We start from the raw sequence: 17,982 nt of genomic DNA, 5'->3' as shown, positions 1-17,982 counted from the left end.
CGAAACCGTAACGATTCTTGCACGGTGGAGCGCGAACATGTCGTGCGTCGGTGGATCAGGAGTATCCGTGCCTGAAGGGGAGGGGAGCCCATGGGGGTTCGAGTCGGTGCTGCCCGCCTGGCCTGGCCGGTGTGGGGGCTGTGTGTCGCACTGACCGCAGTCGCCCTCGTACTCTTTGTCATCAACGGGGACGCCAGGCCGGCGGGGTCCTACGGCACCTTGGACGCCGTGGTCGACGTGGCGATCCTGGGCTTTCCGACGGTCGGCGTGGCGATCACCGGACGGCAGCCGGGCAACGCGATCGGCTGGCTGTTCCTCGCCACCGGGCTGGGCAACACCCTCGCGCAGGCCCTGCTCGAGTACGGCGCGTACGCCCTGCTCCGGGCGCCGGGGACGGTGCCCGGCGGCGCCTGGGCCGGCCTGGTAGCCGATGCGGTGATCTGGCCCTCTGTCGCGGCGACCTCGCTCCTGGTGTTCCTCCTCTTCCCGACCGGGCACGTGCCGACGCGAAGGTGGCGGTGGCTGGTCTGGGCGGTGGCGATCGACGTAGCGGCCTACGTCGCCGGTACGTTCCTCAGGCCGGGGGAGCTGCACTACTTCCCGACAGTCTCGAACCCGTTCCCGATATCGATCCCCGTCCTGGCGGAGATCGGCGGTCTCGCCGCATCCGCCCTGGCCGCCGGGCTCGTCCTCGCGCTGGTGGCCATGGCGCTGCGCTTCCGGCGATCGCGCGGGGTGGAACGGCAACAGATCTCGTGGATGTTCTACCTCGGAGCCCTGCTGATCGGGTCCATTCCCGTCACGACGGCGCTGTCGTTCACCAACCTTGACGTCGGCGGCATCCCGATCTCCGAGCTGGCCTTCGCGGGTCTCCTGCTGGCCATACCTCTGGCCGTCGGCGTGGCGATCCTGCGTTATCGCCTGTACGACATCGACGTCGTCGTCAACCGGACGCTGGTGTACGGCGCTCTGTCGGTGACACTGGGCGCGGCGTACGGCGGGAGTGTCTTGTTGCTGCAGTTGGTGTTGAGCCCGGTGACGCAGGGATCGGGCCTGGCGGTGGCGGTGTCGACGCTCTTGGTAGCCGGGCTGTTCCGCCCGGTGCGGTCGCGGATCCAGGCAACGGTCGACCGGCGATTCTTCCGTCGCCGGTACGACGCGACCAGGACCCTGGAGGCGTTCGGTGCACGGTTGCGGGACCAACTGGATCTCGATGCCCTAGGCACTGATCTGCAGGCCGTGGTGCGCGACACCATGCAGCCGGCCCACGTGACGCTGTGGCTGCGAAAGGCCGACCGATGAGCGCGCGCTGGCTGGCCTGGAGCCTGTTCGGGCTCTTCGTCGGACTGGCTGCGGCAACGCCTGTGCTTGTTGCGGTTCGCGACGGGAACGCATCGGACGCGCTGGTCGCGATCGGGATCGGCTTCGCCCTCGTCGGTGCACTGGTCGCGTCACGGCAACCCGCCAACGCGGTCGGATGGCTCCTCCTCGTCGCCGCTGTTGCCCTGGGCATCGACACGTTCATGACCGTCTACGCCAGCCCGGCGTCGTTGCCCGGCGCGGCGTTGGCGGCGTGGCTGAGCAGCTGGTTGTTGCTCGTGTGGCTCTATCTCCCCGCGCTCTTCCTCACCTTGTTGTTCCCGACCGGTCGGCTGCTGTCGCGACGGTGGCGGGCAGCCGTCTGGCTCGGAGTGGGCGCTGTCGCGGCCAATATCGCCGGGGCCGCTTTCGCGCCGGGCCTCCTCGAGATCACAACTGACCGCCCCATCCGCAACCCGCTCGGCATCGGAGGACGCGTCGGCGATGCGATCCCCTGGCTGTCTGGCATCGGCGAAGTGCTCGCGGCCGGCACGCTCGTTCTCGGTGGGGTCTCCGTTGCCCTCCGGCTGCGCCGAGCGCGTGGCCGTGAGCGTCAGCAGGTCACGTGGTTCGCCTACATCTGCCTGCTCGCGCTGGTTCCGTTCATCGTTCTCGCGATGGTCAGCATTGTCGCGGGTGATGACGTCGCTCCATGGCTGAACGTGCTGAGCGTGATCGCCTGGTGGTCGCTCGTCGTCCTGCTTCTTGTCGGCTTGCCGGCGGCCATCGGTATCGCGATCCTTCGTCATCAGCTGTACGACATCGACGTCGTCATCAACCGGACCCTCGTGTACGGCGCTCTGACCCTGACGCTCGGTGCGTCGTACCTCGGGAGTGTGCTGCTCCTCCAACTGGTGCTGGATCTGGCGGTGGCGATGTCCACACTCGCGGTGGCGGCACTGTTCCGCCCGGCGAGACGCCGGATCCAGCTGCTGGTGGATCGGCGGTTCTTCCGGCACCGGTACGACGCCGCCCGGACGCTGCAGGCGTTCGGCTCCCGGCTGAGAGACCAACTGGATGTCGATGCACTGGGCAACGACCTGCAAGTTGTGGTCCGCGACACCATGCAGCCCACCCAGGTGACGCTGTGGCTGCGGGGTTCGCGATGAAGCGGTGGGTACCGATCAGTCTGCTCTGGCTGCTCGCGGTCAGCGTCCCGACGGTCGATCTGGTGGACGAGATCACCAGCAGCGACGGGATCCCGACGTCCGCCGGCTGGTTGGTGTTCGTCCTGGCCTTCGTCTCGGTCGGCGCGCTGATCGTGTCGCGGCGCCCCCGCCATCCGATCGGCTGGATTCTGCTGTTGCCTGGAGTGAGCTCGGTGCTGGTGGGATCCGCCGGCTACGTGGCCGACGAGCTCATCCGGCTGGGAATGGACCAGCCGGCCCTGGTGATCGGTTGGGTCTCGACGTGGGCCTGGCTCCCGGTGTGGCTGGCGCCAACCTTCGGTCTGCTGCTCTTTCCGACCGGCCGATTGCCGTCCAGGCGCTGGCGTCCGGTCGCCTGGCTTGCCGTCGGTGGCTTCCTGGCGCAGTTTGTCACCGCCGCGTTCGCACCGGGGCCGATGGTGGACGTCGGGGTGGACAACCCGTTCGGGGTCGACGTCGGCATCGATTTGTGGAATCCGCTGAGAGCGGTGGGGATAGCCGCCCTTCTGATCGCCGTCGCAGCCTCCATCCTGTCGCTGGTGGTCCGCTTCCGCTCCGCGCGGACGGTGGAGCGCCAGCAGATCCAGTGGCTCATGTACGCCGGGATGCTCGTCGCCGCCGCCCTCTGCGCGGTGGCCGTATTGGAGACGGTGGGCGGGCCGGCGACCGCCCCCTACGGAGAACTGATCCCCTCCTTCGCACTTGCCACCGTGCCGGTCGCGACCGGGATCGCCATCCTGCGGCACCGGCTGTTCGACATCGACGTCGTAGTCAACCGGACACTCGTCTACGGCGGCCTGACGGTCTCACTGGGCGCGGCGTACGTCGGCAGCGTCCTCCTGCTGCAGTTGGTGCTGAGCCCGCTGACCGAGACGTCGGGCCTGGCGGTGGCGGTGTCGACGCTCGCAGTCGCGGCGTTGTTCCGGCCGGTGCGGTCGCGAATCCAGGCCGTGGTGGACCGGCGGTTCTTCCGGCGCAAGTACGACGCGACCCGGACGTTGGCGGCGTTCGGCGTACGGCTGCGCGACGAACTGGATATCGATGCCCTCGGCAATGACCTGCAGACCGTGGTGCGCGACACCATGCAGCCGGACCACGTGTCCCTCTGGCTGCGGGGGGCCGGCCGATGAACGCCCGTACCGCGCGGCTCCTTGCCTGGGTTCTCGGCGGCGCGGCCGTGGTGCTCACTGCGGTCGCCATCGGTCTGACTGCCGCAGCCGGGACGATCGGGTTGGGCTGGGGAGACCTGACCGTTGTGATGGTGCTGGTGTTCTGCACCGTCGGGATCCTGATCGCACGACGGCATCCGCGTAATCCGATCGGCTGGATCTTCTGCGCGTCCGCGGTGGCCTACGGCCTCGGATCCTTGGCCAGGGGCTACGCCGACTACCGGGAGGCCGGGGCAGGTTCGGCGGGCTCCCTGGCGGAGGCGGCGGCCGCGTACGCGACTGTTTCGTGGATTCCGGCCATCCTGGTGCCGGCGGCGTACCTGCCTTTGCTGTTCCCGGACGGCCGGCTGCTGACCGGACGATGGCGACCGGTGGCGTGGTGCGGTGTGCTCGGTGTCGCCGGGTTCTTCCTTACCAGCCTGACGAAGCCGGGTGCGCTCGAGGACTTCCCTACCTTGGCGAACCCGTACGCGATCGACAGCGTGGTACGAGCGATCGGCCAGGGCGTGAGCGCGCTGATGGTACTGGCTGTCCTCGTCGCGTCGCCGCTCTCACTGATCCTGCGGTTCCGCAGAGCCGGCTACGAGCAGCGCCAGCAGATCAAATGGCTGGTCTGGGCCGGCGCCTTGGCCGCCGCGACGATCGCGATCGGCACAGTCGGCTACGAGCTACTCACTCCCGCGGTGGCCAACGCCGCGATCATGCTCAGCGTCCTCGGCCTGCCGGTCGCGACGGGCATCGGCATCCTGCGCCACCGCCTGTACGACGTCGACGTGGTGATCAACCGCACCATCGTGTACGGCGCTCTGACCGTCACGCTGGCCGCCGGATATCTGGGCAGCGTGCTGCTGCTCCAGCTGCTGTTGCGCCCGGTGACACAGGGCTCGGGACCGGCCGTGGCGGTGTCGACGCTGGCGGTCGCAGCCCTGTTCCGCCCGGTGCGCACGCGGATCCAGGCCACGGTCGACCGCCGGTTCTTCAGGAGCAGGTACGACGCAGCCCGGACGCTGGCCGCGTTCGGCGTACGACTGCGCCACGAACTCGACTTGGAAGCGCTGGCCACCGACCTGCGCGGCGTTGTGTACGACACCATGCAGCCGACCCAGGTCTCGCTGTGGCTGCGAACCGATGATCGTAACGATTTCCGGACGACGGATCAGTAGAAAGGGCTTGTGATGGTCGCATTGAGCAGCACCTTCCGCCGACTCCGCAGGCGAACCGCCGCCGGGGCAGGTCAGCCGATGCCCGAGCACCACGCGCAACCGGTCCTGGGCGACGAGGCGACGCCGGTCGACATCGCACCCAACGACCCACTCCTGGCCTACCTGCAGAGCGCGAGCGGCGCGGTGGACGTGGAGGCGCTGAAGCTTGACTCGCCTGCGCTGGCAGAGCTCAAAGCCGCGGGCGTCAAGCTCGCCGTGCCGCTGGTGAGCCAGGGCGAGCTGATCGGCGTACTGAACCTCGGCCCGCGCCGGTCGGAGCAGGAGTACTCCAGCGACGATCGCAAACTGCTCGACAACCTGGCCGCACAGGCTGCGCCGGCCCTGCGGGTCGGCCAGCTGGTCCGCCAGCAGGAGGCCGAGGCCCGCACCCGCCAGCGCTTCGAGCAGGAGCTCGAGGTCGCCCGGCTGATCCAGCAGAACTTCTTGCCCAAACAGCTTCCCGAGCTGTCCGGCTGGCAGGTCGCGGCCTGCTACCAACCGGCCCGCGAGGTGGGCGGCGACTTCTACGACGTGATCCCGCTGGCCGGCGGGCAGGTCGGCTTCGTCATCGGCGATGTCACCGACAAGGGCGTACCGGCAGCGCTGGTCATGGCTGCCACTCGCAGCGTGCTGCGTGCCTCCGCCCAACGACTGATCGAACCCGGCGCGGTGCTCGAGCGGGTCAACGAGCACCTCTGCCCGGACATGCCCGCGAAGATGTTCGTCACTTGCCTGTACGGCGTTCTCGACCCGACGACCGGCCACTTCCGGTTCGCCAACGCCGGGCACGACCTGCCGTACGTCAAGACAGCCCTGGGCTCGGTCGAGCTGCGCGCCCGCGGTATGCCGCTGGGTCTGATGACCGGGATGAAGTACGAGGAGCGCGAGACACTCCTCGCGCCGGGCGACTCGTTGCTCCTGCACTCCGACGGCATCGTCGAGGCACACGACCCACAAGGGCAGATGTTCGGGTTCCCGCGCCTCAAGGAAGCGGTCGCACAGTACCCGGGCGGCGGCGAGCTGATCGATCTGGTGCTCGCGGATCTGCACGGCCACACCGGACCTGATGCCGAGCAGGAGGACGACATCACCATGGTCGTCCTGCAACGGGAGCCGGCTCAGGGCGACAGTCCGAACGGCAAGGTCATCGGGAAGCTGCTCGTCGAGTTCGAGGTGCCGAGTGTGCAGGGCAACGAGCGGCTGGCGCTCGAACGAGTCGCCGCCACGGTCGCCTCACTCGGCCTCGCACCCGCCCGGCTCCGCCGCCTCGAGACCGCGGTCGCCGAGGCCACGATGAACGCGATGGAGCACGGCAACTCCTACCGCGCCGACCGCCCCGTCACGGTCCGCGTGCACGCCGAGCCGGACCAGGTCCGCGTCGAGGTCGCCGACCTCGGCGGCGCCCGCCCGGCCCCCGGCGAGACCGAGGTGCCCGACCTGGAGGCGAAGCTCGCGGGTCTCCAGCGTCCGCGCGGCTGGGGACTGTTCCTGATCAAGAACATGGTCGACGAGGCGCGGGAGACCAGCGTCGGAGAACGCCACATCGTCGAACTCGTCATGCACCTCGAACCGGTGCTGGAGGAAGGAGACGGCGATGACGACACGTGAAGCGCTCGCACACGTACGCCGGCGGGACGGCGTCGCGGTGATCGAACTGGTCGGTGACCTGAACGCCGCGGCCGAGTCCGCGCTGGACCAGGCGTGGACCGCCGCTACGGGCGTACGGCCGGATGCCGTGGTGCTCAGCTTCGAGAACAGCGGCTACATCAATTCGACCGGTATCGCCCTCGTGGTCGGCCTGCTCGCCCGCGCGCGGGCGCACGGCATCCCGATCCGGGCGTACGGACTCACCGACCACTACCGCGAGATCTTCGAGATCACCCGGTTGGCCGACTTCATGGCGATCGAGAACGACGAGGACAGCGCCGTACAGGGCGTGGGAGGGGACGGACATGGCTGAGGCAACAGCGACGTTCGACGTACGCCGGAAGGGGACGGCCGGCGTCGTCGACATCCAGGGAGATGTGACAGCAGGCTCAGAGGAGGTGCTCATGCAGGCCTACGAGGGCGCCGGCGACGTGACCGTGGTGATCCTCAACTTCGCGGGACTGTCGTACATGAACAGTGGCGGAATCGGCCTGCTGGTGACGCTGCTGGTCCGCGCCAAGCGGCGTTCGCAGCGGCTGCTGGCGTACGGCCTGTCCGAGCACTACCGGCAGATCTTCGAGCTGACCCGTCTCGACGAGGCGATCGGCATTCACGACACCGAGCAGGATGCGCTGGCCGCGGCCGGCGCGGCGTAGAGGGGCGCACACCATGACCGGCAGCAACGACGAAGAGCCCGTCGCGGCCAACCGCGACGCGGCCCACTGGGCGAAGATGGTCTCGCGGCTGAAGGTCTCGCAGGTGCCCGACGGTGCCACGAACCTCAATGTGGACGGCCGGCAGCTCACCAGCCCGATCCAGGGCTTCGGGAAGATGTGGCAGAAGACCTACGTGATGCGGCTGCCGTCCGAGCGCGTCGCGCCGGTCGATCTCATCGCCGCCTGGCGCAAGGACTTCGGTGAGTTCTGGCCGCCCGGCAACCACTTCTACGCACCGCTCACCGGCATCGAACCCGGTGATGTCGCGCTGCTCAACATGAAGATGCCCGGCCTGAAGCTGTCGACCGGCGTGATGATGCTCTACGCCGACGACGAGTCGTTCACGTTGATGACGCCGCAGGGTCACATGTTCGCCGGCTGGATCACGTTCAGCGCATCGCGGCAGGACGACGCGACCGTCGTACAGACCCAGGTCCTGATGCGCGCCTCGGACCCGATCTTCGAACTGGCCCTGATGATGGGTGGCCATCGCCAGGAGGACCGGTTCTGGAGCCAGACACTCGGCAACGTCGCCGCCCACTTCGGCCATCCGGAGGCAGCTGTCGACACCAAGGTCGTGTGCGTGGACAAGAAGCGCCAATGGTCGCGGTGGCGCAACGTGTGGCACTCCTCGGCGATCCGCTCCGCGATCTACATGCTGGAAGCCCCCGTCCGCGCTGCGCGGGGCCTTGCACACCGGCAACGGGCCGGCACCTGAACCCTCCGTGCGCCGGCCGCAGACGTTCAGATTCCTGCCGTGCGATCACGGACGGATGAATGTCGCGTCGATCCACGATCTGGCGGCTTGCCGCGGCGGCGTCCGCTGAGGGTGGGCTCTAATGGGGTGGCTGATCGCGGTGTCGCCGGAGGAACTCGATGATGGCTTGGGCTGCGGGTTCGGGTTCTTGTTCGGCGGGGTAGTGGCCGGATCGTTCCAGGATGAGGCCGGTCACGTCTGTTGAGAGCGTGCGGAGGCCGTCCGCGACGGCGGAGCCCATCGCGTAGCGTCCTCCGATCGCGAGCACGGGCGTGTGGATCGGATTCTCTCGGAGTCGCTGAACGTCGGCGATGTCGTCGGCCCGAGATCGGTAGTAGCCGAGCCCGGCTTCCAGAGCATCGTCCGTCGTGTAGGCGTCGATGTAGGAGCGGACTGTCTCCGGGGCGAGCCCTGGCGGGCCGGCGCTCTGCCGGAGGAAGGTCCCGTAGTAGGCGTCTTCCCGTCCCGGGACGAGCTGCTCGGCGAGGCCGGGTGCGCGGTTGAACGGTCCATGCCAGGACGGGTAGTGCTCAGCGCCTGGTGCGGGGATGTCGATGTCGATTCCGGGGAGGATCTCCTCTTCGACCACGATCGCGCTCACCGCCTGGGGCATTGCAGCGGCCAGGAGAAACGCGACCGTGCCACCCCAATCATGGCCTACCAGCGAGAAACGGGTGAGCCCGCGCTTGCTGAGATCGTCGCCGAGGCAGTCGGCAAGGTCGCTCTTCCTGAAACTAGGTGCGCTCCCCGCCGACCTGCCGAGCCCTGGCAGGGCGACCGGAACCGACGCGAAACCGCTCCGACGCAGGAGTGGCAGCAGACCTTGCCAGTGCGTCTCTGTGACGGGCCACCCGTGAAGGAGCACGACAGGCCAACCGTTCGACGATGCACTCATCGTCCCATCATCCTCACCACATCGTCGGACTCAACGGCGCCACCGGGTACGGCCCAGTTGCCGTTGTCGGAGCGGCGGATGTACCCGTGATCGTTTTCGAGACCACCTTCACCGACGGGACCGTGCTGTTACCGAGGGGCGCGTCGTAGTCGTCGATCCGTCCTGGCATCGCTATGGATCTGGTATCGGGGCACCTTCCTCCAACGCCTTGAGCTTGAGTTCGATGGCGCTGGCCGGACTACCGCTGACGTCGCGATGAGGGTGCTGATGTCTGCCCTCAGCGGTCCCAATAGGAAAGTCGACTTCTTTGAGGCGTGCATGGGCACCCGTCGCCGATCATCCTCTCGCGGCGGACTGATCAATCAACTCATCCCTGGTCTGACCGTTGAACCTCGCGCCCAGGGGTTGCTCGACGCGGTTCTGAGTTCGGAAGCGGAGGTGTGGCCTCGCTTGAGGAGGTCGGGCTTGGCGAGGACGCGGTCTACCTGCTGTTGATGTTGATGGGGCCACGGTCCGGCTTCTCGACGGGGCGCTCCCTGGAGGCGCCGGGCACTTTCCGATGTTCACCGCCAAGGAGCTAGACCGGCTGAGGACCGCACGCCCTGCCCGGGGCCCCTGACGGTGGCGGTCGCCGGTCCTGACCATCGATCCGCGCTCATGCAATGGGGCCTGGTGTGCCGACTTCGAGGCAATGTTCGACTCCGAGCCGGCGGCGTGGATGAATCCGCTTGCGGGTAGGTGAGGGATTCTGCCGTATTGGTCGGTTAGCGTCGGGGCGTGTTGCTGCCTGAGTCGTCGGTGCCGGGGGCGGATCTGCCTGTCCGGGCGGTTTTGCCTGCCACGGTCGATGCGGTGCGTTCGCGCGGTACTGCGGTGTTGGTTGCGCCGCCCGGATCGGGGAAGACCTCGCTGTTGCCGCTTGCGCTGGGCGACGCGCTCGGGGGCACGGTCATCGTCGCCGAGCCGCGGAGGATGGCGACCCGCGCGGCTGCGACCCGGCTGGCGACGCTGGTCGGCGAACCGCTCGGGCAGCGGATCGGCTACGCGATGCGCGGCGAACGCAGCGGCGGCAAAGGACTCCGTGTCGAGGTGGTGACGACCGGGCTCCTGGTACGGCGTCTGCAGCAGAACCCGGAGCTGCCGGGTGTCGTCGCGATTGTGATCGACGAGTGCCACGAGCGACACCTCGATGCCGATCTGCTGCTCGCGTTCTGCGTCGACATCCGGGCGAATCTTCGGGAAGACCTGGCGATCGTTGCGACCTCGGCCACGGCGGACACGAACAGGCTGAGTCGCGCATTGGGCACAGGCATTCCGGCCCCAGTGATCACCGCGTCCGCGGCGCTGTTCGACGTGGCGATCGAGTGGGCCTCACCACCGGTCCCCGTGCCGCTGCTTCCCGGTGGGCGGGTCGACCCGCGACTGCTGGATCACATCGCGGCCGTCGTCCGGCGTGCACTGACCGAGAACGACGGCGACATCCTCGTGTTCGTCCCGGGGGAGGCCGAGATCAACGGTGTGACTCGCCGGTTGGCCGGTCAGAATGTTCTGCCGTTGTTCGGTCGCCAGTCCAGGGCTGAACAGGACCGCGCGTTGACGCCGGCCGCCACTCGTCGGATCGTGGTCACGACGTCGGTTGCGGAGAGTTCGCTGACGGTGCCTGGAGTCAGGGTTGTGGTCGACTCGGGTCTTGCCCGGGAGCCGCGGACCGATCAATCGCGTGGCCTCGGTGCGTTGGTCACCTGTCGGGTTTCGAGATCGTCGGCCGACCAGCGAGCGGGTCGCGCCGGACGGGAGGCGCCTGGCCGGGTCTATCGGTGCTGGTCTGCCACCGACCACTCGCATCTCGACGATCATCCGTCGCCGGAGATCGCGATCGCCGATCTGGCAGGCTTCGCCCTCGACCTGGCGGCGTGGGGTGCGCCTGCTGGTGCCGGTCTCACGTTGCTGGAGGCGCCGCCGGTGGTGGCGATGACCGCGGCGGCCGAATTGCTGCGCCGCCTCGATGCGGTTGACGACGGTGGCCGGATCACCGAGCGGGGACGGCGGATGGCGGCGATCGGGGCGCATCCCCGGCTGGCTCGTGCGTTGCTGGACGGGACGCCGCGGGTCGGCGCTGACCGGGCGCGCGAGGTCGTCGCGATGCTCTCGGATGACTCCGGTCGCGACTTCGGCGATGATCTACCGGCCCGCTGGCGAGCCCTCCGCCGTGGCGAGGACCGCGGAGCCACGGCCCGCTGGCGAGAAGAAACGAAGCGCCTCGGCCGAGGCACGACCGGCGACCCGTTGGGTGGCGATGGAGTGCGGCCGGCGGTTCGTGGGGGGAGTCGCGTACTACCGGATGATCTTGCGGTGGGGGTTGTGGTGGGGCTGGCGTATCCGGATCGGATTGCGCGGGTCCGGGGGGCCGACCTGGCGACGTACCAGATGTCTGGTGGTACGGGTGCTGCGCTGGATCCGCAGTCGCCGTTGCGGACGACTACCTGGCTGGCGATCGCGGCTGCTGACCGGGCACCCGGTCGCGCCGACGCCAGGATCCGTTCCGCGGCGCCGATCGATGAGCAGACCGCGCGAGACATCGCGGGCGACCTCGTCTCGACCACCGACCAGATCCGCTGGGACGACGGCCGGATCGTGACGCGGCGTGTTGAGGCACTCGGCGCGATCGTGCTCAACGACGTCCCGCTGGCAAAGCCCGACCGGCTGCTGGTCCAAGCGGCCGTCCGCGACGGTATCCGGCGCAGCGGTCTGTCCGTACTGCGCTGGTCGGAGGCCGCACTCGCCTTTCGGGAGCGGCTTGCGTTCTGCCATGCCCACCTCGGATCCCCGTGGCCCGCGGTCGACGACGAGGCACTCCTGGCCGATCTTGACGAATGGCTGGGTACCGAGCTCGCCGCGGTGCGAGGCGCGCGCGATCTCGCCCACGTCAACGTGGCTTCGGCGCTCAGGCGACTACTGCCATGGCCCGCGGCAGCCCGGTTCGGCGAACTCGCACCGGAACGGCTCCAGGTGCCATCGGGCTCCGAGGTGCGACTCGAGTACGACGGTGTCGAGCCGCCGGTCCTGGCCGTGAAGCTGCAGGAGGTATTCGGCTGGACTGCCACTCCAGCCGTCGCGGACGGTCGTGTCCCAGTCGTTCTGCATCTACTGTCGCCCGCACGGCGCCCGGTCGCGATCACGAGCGATCTCGCGTCTTTCTGGAAGCAGGGCTATCCCCAGGTCCGAGCCGATCTGCGAGCGCGCTACCCCCGCCATCCGTGGCCGGAAGATCCACTCACTGCCATCCCGACCAAGCGACCAAAACCTCGCCAGTGAACCGAGCTGGGGCCGCCTCTTGACAGGCGCACGCGACAGAGGAGCGTGCGGGGGAAATGAAGAGGCTTCGGGAGCTGGTGTACCCGCGAAGCCTTGTGAATAACTGGCTCTTCCTGGGGGTCGGCTAAAAGTACGACGGAAACCGGCAACCAGTGATCTTGAGTTGAACCTTGCCGCGGGTGAGGTGCTACGGGCCGTCCTCGAACGAGAAGGGCCAGCCGGTCGACGAGGACGCTATCCGCGCGGAACTGGCCACCGCAACGCGGTAACCGCTGAGTTCCGGGCGAGAAGAGTTGGAGACGTACGTCGACCAGCTCGACGATATCTCGAGAGACCTGGACACTGCCGAGCCCGAGGAGCTGAGTGAGCTCTACTCGTCACTGACCTACCACCACGTGAAGCAGATTGTCGAGGTTGAAGTCGACCCGTTGGCCGACCGTGTGGATAAGTACCGTGTCCGAGGAGGGACACGCACCTTAACCACACGCCTGGACCTGATCGCTTGAGCCGTCTCGTCGGGTCCGCGCACGCTAGCCCTCGCGATGCCGATAACGCCTTTCATGGCTGAGAGTTTCGCTGCCGAGATCATGTGCGATCGCCTGGTGTGATCGTTCCCTGGGGACTGCTGGCTGGAGCCGCAAGGCGAGTAATCATTCCGAGGATCAAGGGCTCGGAGAATCCACTGGCAAAGGCCGCCAAGCTAAGTGTCTCCCATTCTAGGCTGGCGTCTCCGCCGACCTGAATCACACCGGACCTGAGAAGAAGCCATGCGACGAAGCCAAGAGCAGCGCCGATTAGAGTCTGAGCGATTGCTAGTGCTATGGCAGCTGGAAGATCGTTCAATCGAGCAACCGTGTCGCGAATCTTGAACGTAGCGGCCAAGATCGCCCCGAGTGCTCCTGCTAGCGTAGCCAGCATCAGCTGCTCCGGAGCAGTCCCCGCGATGCTGCGTATCGAGTCAATGACCCTGCCAATCAGCACGAGGATGATGCCAACAACTAACGCGTGAAACATCAGGTAGTGGCGCTTTAGTTTCAGCACGGCGCGATCGTATACCCAGCCCTCGTCGCGTTGTTCATAGAGCTTCTTCAAGAGTTGCACGGCTCGTCGTCGATCTAGATCGGTGGGCACGGGGTCTCTTGCGCGGCCGGCCGATCCGATCCCGTGCCTGCTCAGAAGGGCGCGCACATCGGACTCGTCGAATATCTCGGTGATCAGAATCTTATGCTCAGGATCGGCCTTCCTCTTGAGTTCGTACTCCAAGGTGGAGTAGAGGTAGTCGTCGGTCGCGATGACAGGTATTATCTGATTCAGCTCGTGATTGATCTGGTGCGCTAGGCTGAGGTCCTTGCGCCAGGAATCGTTCGCCGGGCGGATCCGGTCCAACAGCTTCTCGCAGGCGGTGGCGTTCGTCGGCCTCGATTCCATTGACAGAAACAATTCAGCTTGAAACAACTTCATCTCAATCAGATATCTGACTTTGGTCAGCTCGGGCCTTCGTCTTCGCCACCAAGAGTCATCGCTCTCGATCGGATTGGCGCCGGTCGCGCTATTTGGCTGCACACTGCACCTCCCGTCTCTCCGTCAGCAGACTTGTATCAAGGTGTCTCAGGCGTCGCGCTTAGCACATGCACCGAGCGTGACGGTCAACTTGCCCAATCTGGGCACCTCGCGCTACAGCACGGCAACCACACGATTCAACCTTGGCGCACCCATGCGGGCCTGTGTTGTACCTCCGCCTCGAATCTGAGCGCCGATTGCCGAGGAGGTCTCCTCGGTCGTGATTGATGCCAAGCAGACCGACTGCGTGACGGCGTCACTCCCGACCTGCGGCCCGGGTGGGTCTGCGCCGGATTCCACGAGTGCTCCCTGCGACGCGGGTGTGATGCGGGGTCGATCGCTTCGGATCGGATAAATCAACCAGTGGCGTGTCGGATCGGAACCCGTCTGTGCACTGGCGGACCGCGTGAGGTCAGAGCGGACTTCAGACGGTAGCCTTCCATGGTCCCTCGACATGAATCTCCTCGCCTTCACCAGGCCAGGGCGGCATCGTCACCGCGACAGCCGCCAGCGGACTGCAGTTGGTTGATCGGAACTGGAATGACACCGCCGGTGGAATGGTGAGGCAGACGCCGGGCCCCCGTCACGAAATAGCTCGAGCATGTGTGTTGAGTCACGGCTGTCAGACACGTCGCTCTTGTTCATCTCTTCAGCCTCTGGCCTTCTTTGACCCTGCCTGGATACCTTCAGGTCACCAGCGTTCCTCTTCTGGCCAACCGATCGCCACGTCACGCTCTTGCACCTGACGGACGCCCAGGTCGATCTTGAGGTCCGTTCGAAGTCTGCTGAATTCCAGTTGCAGCGCGGCTGGTTCCGTGTACTGCGCGAGGAGCGCATCCTGGACTCGCTGAAACTGGGCGAATGCCCTACCGGACAGCAGTAGGCCGGCGCCCTGCTCGTAGTACCAGGCCATGAGGCCGTCTGCGAGCTCGCTTCTTTCGGGTAGATCGAGTTCCCGCGGCTGGGCCGCCGAGCCGACGTCGGTCAGTGCGAGGAGGCGGCCGTACGCAACGAAGCGCCTGTCGAACAGTGGCGGAACGCGAGCAAGCACCGCTCCCTGCCGGAACGCAGTTGGAGTACCCATTGTGGTGAGCCACTCGGCGCGCTGAGCTCCGATGATGGTCTCCCACTTTTTGTGAGCGTCGCGAAGCCCAGGGCTGCCCACCCTGCGGTTCCGCGCGAGTGCGCTGAGGAAATGAAGCCACTGCCGGCCGTCGCGTTTCTCCAACGCAATCCAGAGCTGACTGACTTGATAGATGAGGGTTGGGTCAAGACTCAGGAGGAAGTCGCGATTTTGCGAGATCGATTGCCGATGGAAGAGCTCTTCATGGATGAATCGTCTCGTTGCGTGATCCCACCACGGTTTGTCTTCGACCGGAGCCTCAGGACGCGGCCCGATCTCTTCAAGTTCGCGTCGGATAATACGTTGAAATCGTCTACCGCGCTGAAGACTCTGGATCCATGGCCAGAAGGCCGCGATCGCGGCTCCGAAGAACGCGATGATCAGCGGCACACCGATATCTTTCACCGTCGTACCTGCAGCATTTCCGTCGAGGTCATGGACACTTGTGGATCATCGCAGTCGGCGCGCTGTACTTCTTGACGTAGCACGGTGCCGTATTTTTTCGCCCTACAAGCGCCACCGAGAGCAGCGCAGGTGAGAACTGTGCCCGCACGATGATGAGCCCGCAGTCGCCTTGCCAGCCTCAGCAATTTGCGGGGTCCGGTGTCGGGACGTCCTTTGGTGGCTTCTTGCAGGTCCGGAGGTACTCGGCGAGGATCTCGTCGACAGTGTTCTCCAGCAGGTGCTGGCATCTGGCCCCTGCCTCACGCTCCTGGCACTCGAGGACGGCGATACAGCCTGCGAGCTCGGCGAGTGCCTTGCGGCCATTGAGCGAACACAAGAGTCCCTTGCACAGGCAGTCCATGAATTCGTTTACGTTGTCGAAGCCGCCCCACCTGTCGGTATGGCGGGCCACCAGAGCGCGAGCGTAAAGACGCTTGAGGTCGACTGCCTCCTGCTGTCCGAGCTCGCCAACGATTGCGGCCAGCTCGGCCTTGAGTTTGTCAACCCGAGCCGGCAGCGCGGTCGGCTCCTTGATCAGCTTGTCGAAGCATGCTTCCGCCTTGACAGTACGACGCTCGACGTCGGCCTGCCGCGCATAGAGATCCTTGAGTATCGTCGGTCGATCAGCCTTTTGTGCGTCCGACCCCTGATCCGACTCCGTCGTCTTCTCGTCAACCTTGTCCTTCTTCGGGACGTCCTTGTCGAAGTCGCAGTCGTGGGCGTCGACACAGCAGCCAGGCGGCATGCATTTGTCGATGCTGCGCCGCACCTTCTCTTGTGCCTTCTCAAGGCACTCGACAACGTCGTCGTCCTTGATTCGGCACTTGATTTGCTCGATCAGCTTGTCGAGTTGTGACTCCATCTCGGTAACTAAAGGGTTTGCCTTGTCGCGAGCGGCGGAGTACTCCTTGCGTGCTTGGTCAAACAGGGTGCGCCGCTTCTTGACGTCCGCGGCGGCCTTCTCGGTCAGTTCCGCCTGCTTCTTGATCCCCTCGGCCTCGCACTGCAACGTGTCCAGCTCCGTGAGATCGCAACTGGGACAGGTCTTCTTCTGGTCGTCGGGTGTGGTCTGCTCGGTCGTCATCGGATCCCTCCTCTGTGGTCGCAACCGAGGCAAGGTTTCCGCGCGATGTGTCACCGTGGCGTCGCCGGGAAGACCGATCCCCCGGCCGAGACGCTGCAGTGACGCGACCGGTCGACCATCGACGCCATGGCGGGATACCAGGCGCTGTCGGCCGCGGGGCGCAGCATCGTCGATCTGCTTAACCGGCGGATCGATGAGGAACTGGCGCCGCAGCGCCGGCCAACCGCTGTGCTTGTCAGTTCAAAGGACCTCGATGAGGTCGACCAGGGGCCGGATCCAGTGATCAGGTCTCCAGCGGTGTCGCTGTACTGCTACCGGTTGTCTGTTGACCGCGAGACCCGCCCTGGGTGGTCTGCGGTGGCCAGCGTCGACGGCATTCCGCGCGTGCCACTGCGGATGCACCTACTCGTGTCGGCATGGGACGAGTTTGTCGCGGACGAACTTCGCTGGATGGGGCTGGCCATCCGCATTCTGGAGAGCGAGAGCATTCTCACGGGACCAGTGCTCCATCCTGACGGAGGCTGGGAACCGGCGGACACGATCCAGGTTGTGCCGGACGAGCTCGGCGTCGACTCGATGAGCGAGGCCTTCCAAGCGTTGACGACAAAGTACCGGCTCTGCCTGCCGTACGTCGTCCGAGTGGTTCGCATCGATGGCCGGCCTCAGCCAACCGCTGAGCCCGTCACGACGGTGCTGACTGGGGCGGCCGGATCATGACTACCGACGAATTCTTCGAGCCTCGCGTGTGGCACCGGCTGGCCCTGGGCGTCGAACCCATCGACGCAGTGACCCGGCACCCGATCGGTGCGGCGGTGCAGGTCGGCCGCGAGGTCGCGGATCGCCGGTCCGCGCATCGCCGGCCCGCTGATCCGATCGATCCGCTGAGGCGGCGGTCGGATCTGCCCTTGGAGACGAGCGGCACCACGCGCTTCAAGCTTCGCCACGGACGCACGGTCGGGGACACAGCGCTAATTCGCGTGGACGACCCTTGCCGCTGCTACGTTCCGCGGCGATTCAGCATGCCGCTGTGGACGGTGGCCGACGTGGACATCGGCCACATCGGTGCGTGGTACAGGCTCCTGCGACCGTGGTTGTCGCCTGGGCCGGCGTACCCCGTGCCAGGGGGCTCCACTGGCCTGCGCGGCCGGGTCATGCGCGCCGGCGTCGCTATTCGTTGGCCGCGCATCGTCGCAGTGAACAACGCCGGTCTCGTCCTAGGCAGAGCGCACGGCGACGAGCGCGGCGAGTTCCTGCTGCTGCTGAACACCGTCGGCACCGCTCCGGCACCGCCCGGGCCGACAATCGATCTGGAACTGATCGTCCGTGCGTCGAACCGGCCACGCGATACATCAGCACCGATGCCGGCAGACCGGATCGCCGATCTGCCGTTGGAACTAGTCGTCCGCTCGCCGGCGCCTCCAGGTCAGCCCGACTTGGACAATCCATTGTTGCGCGGAGAGGTCACTCCGCGCGGCTATACGACATCCACCACGCGGGCGCCGATGACCATCCGGGTCGGCCGGATGGAACTCACCACAGCACCTATCGAGTTCACTCCGTGAT

At 66.4% G+C, this 17,982-nt stretch carries 16 protein-coding genes; 12 read left to right on the top strand and 4 right to left on the bottom strand.

All coding sequences use genetic code 11. The annotated features are described in order from the left end of the window. Positions 1-90 precede the first annotated feature (90 nt). Genes EV644_RS37090 through EV644_RS37055 form a run of 8 tightly spaced genes read left to right on the top strand, consistent with a single transcriptional unit; the run spans position 91 to position 7,959 of the window. A complete protein-coding gene (locus EV644_RS37090; protein WP_158293037.1) occupies positions 91-1,302 on the top strand; it encodes a hypothetical protein in 1,212 nt (403 codons plus the stop codon). Next, a complete protein-coding gene (locus EV644_RS37085; RefSeq protein ID WP_132195128.1) occupies positions 1,299-2,468 on the top strand; it encodes a hypothetical protein in 1,170 nt (389 codons plus the stop codon). The genes EV644_RS37090 and EV644_RS37085 overlap by 4 nt, the downstream gene beginning before the upstream one ends. Then, a complete protein-coding gene (locus tag EV644_RS37080; protein ID WP_132195130.1) occupies positions 2,447-3,637 on the top strand; it encodes a PHD finger domain-containing protein in 1,191 nt (396 codons plus the stop codon). The genes EV644_RS37085 and EV644_RS37080 overlap by 22 nt, the downstream gene beginning before the upstream one ends. After that, positions 3,634-4,839: a hypothetical protein gene (locus EV644_RS37075; protein ID WP_132195132.1), complete on the top strand. Its 1,206-nt coding sequence runs from the start codon at positions 3,634-3,636 to the stop codon at positions 4,837-4,839. Before EV644_RS37080 ends, EV644_RS37075 begins: the two co-directional genes overlap by 4 nt. 12 nt (positions 4,840-4,851) lie before the next feature. Beyond that, positions 4,852-6,486 carry an ATP-binding SpoIIE family protein phosphatase gene (locus tag EV644_RS37070; protein WP_132195134.1) on the top strand — a complete coding sequence of 545 codons (1,635 nt, stop codon included), beginning with the start codon at positions 4,852-4,854 and terminating at the stop codon, positions 6,484-6,486. Beyond that, the gene (locus EV644_RS37065) at positions 6,473-6,838 is read left to right on the top strand and encodes an STAS domain-containing protein (protein ID WP_132195136.1); all 366 of its coding nucleotides are present in this window, start codon (positions 6,473-6,475) and stop codon (positions 6,836-6,838) included. Before EV644_RS37070 ends, EV644_RS37065 begins: the two co-directional genes overlap by 14 nt. Continuing rightward, positions 6,831-7,181: an STAS domain-containing protein gene (locus tag EV644_RS37060; RefSeq protein ID WP_132195138.1), complete on the top strand. Its 351-nt coding sequence runs from the start codon at positions 6,831-6,833 to the stop codon at positions 7,179-7,181. Before EV644_RS37065 ends, EV644_RS37060 begins: the two co-directional genes overlap by 8 nt. 13 nt (positions 7,182-7,194) lie before the next feature. After that, on the top strand, positions 7,195-7,959 hold the full coding sequence (locus EV644_RS37055; RefSeq protein WP_132195140.1) for a hypothetical protein: 765 nt from the start codon (positions 7,195-7,197) through the stop codon (positions 7,957-7,959). A 118-nt stretch (positions 7,960-8,077) separates the two neighbouring features. On the opposite strand, the gene EV644_RS37050 is transcribed toward EV644_RS37055, so the two are convergent. Beyond that, positions 8,078-8,893, bottom strand: a complete 816-nt coding sequence (locus tag EV644_RS37050; protein WP_132195142.1) for an alpha/beta fold hydrolase — start codon at positions 8,891-8,893, stop codon at positions 8,078-8,080. A 777-nt stretch (positions 8,894-9,670) separates the two neighbouring features. On the opposite strand from EV644_RS37050, the gene hrpB reads away from it, so the two are divergent. Together hrpB and EV644_RS37035 are read left to right on the top strand one after the other, a co-directional pair. Continuing rightward, complete coding sequence (gene hrpB, locus EV644_RS37045; protein ID WP_132195144.1) at positions 9,671-12,208, top strand: ATP-dependent helicase HrpB; 2,538 nt, start codon at positions 9,671-9,673, stop codon at positions 12,206-12,208. Positions 12,209-12,501: 293 nt separating this feature from the next. Then, on the top strand, positions 12,502-12,714 hold the full coding sequence (locus EV644_RS37035; RefSeq protein ID WP_132195146.1) for a hypothetical protein: 213 nt from the start codon (positions 12,502-12,504) through the stop codon (positions 12,712-12,714). 79 nt (positions 12,715-12,793) lie between these two features. On the opposite strand, the gene EV644_RS37030 is transcribed toward EV644_RS37035, so the two are convergent. From EV644_RS37030 to EV644_RS37020, 3 genes are all read right to left on the bottom strand, one after another. Continuing rightward, a complete protein-coding gene (locus EV644_RS37030; protein ID WP_132195148.1) occupies positions 12,794-13,669 on the bottom strand; it encodes a hypothetical protein in 876 nt (291 codons plus the stop codon). 790 nt (positions 13,670-14,459) lie between these two features. Continuing rightward, positions 14,460-15,281 (bottom strand): hypothetical protein, encoded by an 822-nt coding sequence (locus EV644_RS37025; RefSeq protein ID WP_132195150.1) that lies wholly within the window; start codon positions 15,279-15,281, stop codon positions 14,460-14,462. A gap of 193 nt (positions 15,282-15,474) precedes the next feature. Continuing rightward, positions 15,475-16,419 (bottom strand): hypothetical protein, encoded by a 945-nt coding sequence (locus EV644_RS37020; RefSeq protein ID WP_132195152.1) that lies wholly within the window; start codon positions 16,417-16,419, stop codon positions 15,475-15,477. A 126-nt stretch (positions 16,420-16,545) separates the two neighbouring features. On the opposite strand from EV644_RS37020, the gene EV644_RS37015 reads away from it, so the two are divergent. Both EV644_RS37015 and EV644_RS37010 read left to right on the top strand, forming a co-directional pair. After that, on the top strand, positions 16,546-17,136 hold the full coding sequence (locus tag EV644_RS37015) for a Pvc16 family protein (protein ID WP_132195154.1): 591 nt from the start codon (positions 16,546-16,548) through the stop codon (positions 17,134-17,136). Beyond that, entirely contained in the window at positions 17,133-17,981 is an 849-nt protein-coding gene (locus EV644_RS37010; protein WP_132195156.1) for a hypothetical protein, read from the top strand. The genes EV644_RS37015 and EV644_RS37010 overlap by 4 nt, the downstream gene beginning before the upstream one ends. Position 17,982: the final 1 nt, after the last annotated feature.

The sequence above is a fragment of the Kribbella orskensis genome (genome assembly GCF_004342085.1).
Classification (GTDB): domain Bacteria; phylum Actinomycetota; class Actinomycetes; order Propionibacteriales; family Kribbellaceae; genus Kribbella; species Kribbella orskensis.
Note: the sequence above shows the minus strand (reverse complement) of the source record. Positions and strands in the feature narration are given on the sequence as shown.

Coding starts and splice junctions, on each gene's coding strand:
- EV644_RS37085 (WP_132195128.1), top strand. CDS start 1,299: ATGAGCGCGCGCTGGCTGGCCTGGAGCCTGTTCGGGCTCTTCGTCGGA.
- EV644_RS37015 (WP_132195154.1), top strand. CDS start 16,546: ATGGCGGGATACCAGGCGCTGTCGGCCGCGGGGCGCAGCATCGTCGAT.
- EV644_RS37070 (WP_132195134.1), top strand. CDS start 4,852: ATGGTCGCATTGAGCAGCACCTTCCGCCGACTCCGCAGGCGAACCGCC.
- EV644_RS37030 (WP_132195148.1), bottom strand. CDS start 13,669: ATGAAGTTGTTTCAAGCTGAATTGTTTCTGTCAATGGAATCGAGGCCG.
- EV644_RS37010 (WP_132195156.1), top strand. CDS start 17,133: ATGACTACCGACGAATTCTTCGAGCCTCGCGTGTGGCACCGGCTGGCC.
- EV644_RS37065 (WP_132195136.1), top strand. CDS start 6,473: ATGACGACACGTGAAGCGCTCGCACACGTACGCCGGCGGGACGGCGTC.
- EV644_RS37055 (WP_132195140.1), top strand. CDS start 7,195: ATGACCGGCAGCAACGACGAAGAGCCCGTCGCGGCCAACCGCGACGCG.
- EV644_RS37090 (WP_158293037.1), top strand. CDS start 91: ATGGGGGTTCGAGTCGGTGCTGCCCGCCTGGCCTGGCCGGTGTGGGGG.
- EV644_RS37020 (WP_132195152.1), bottom strand. CDS start 16,419: ATGACGACCGAGCAGACCACACCCGACGACCAGAAGAAGACCTGTCCC.
- EV644_RS37050 (WP_132195142.1), bottom strand. CDS start 8,893: ATGAGTGCATCGTCGAACGGTTGGCCTGTCGTGCTCCTTCACGGGTGG.
- EV644_RS37060 (WP_132195138.1), top strand. CDS start 6,831: ATGGCTGAGGCAACAGCGACGTTCGACGTACGCCGGAAGGGGACGGCC.
- EV644_RS37075 (WP_132195132.1), top strand. CDS start 3,634: ATGAACGCCCGTACCGCGCGGCTCCTTGCCTGGGTTCTCGGCGGCGCG.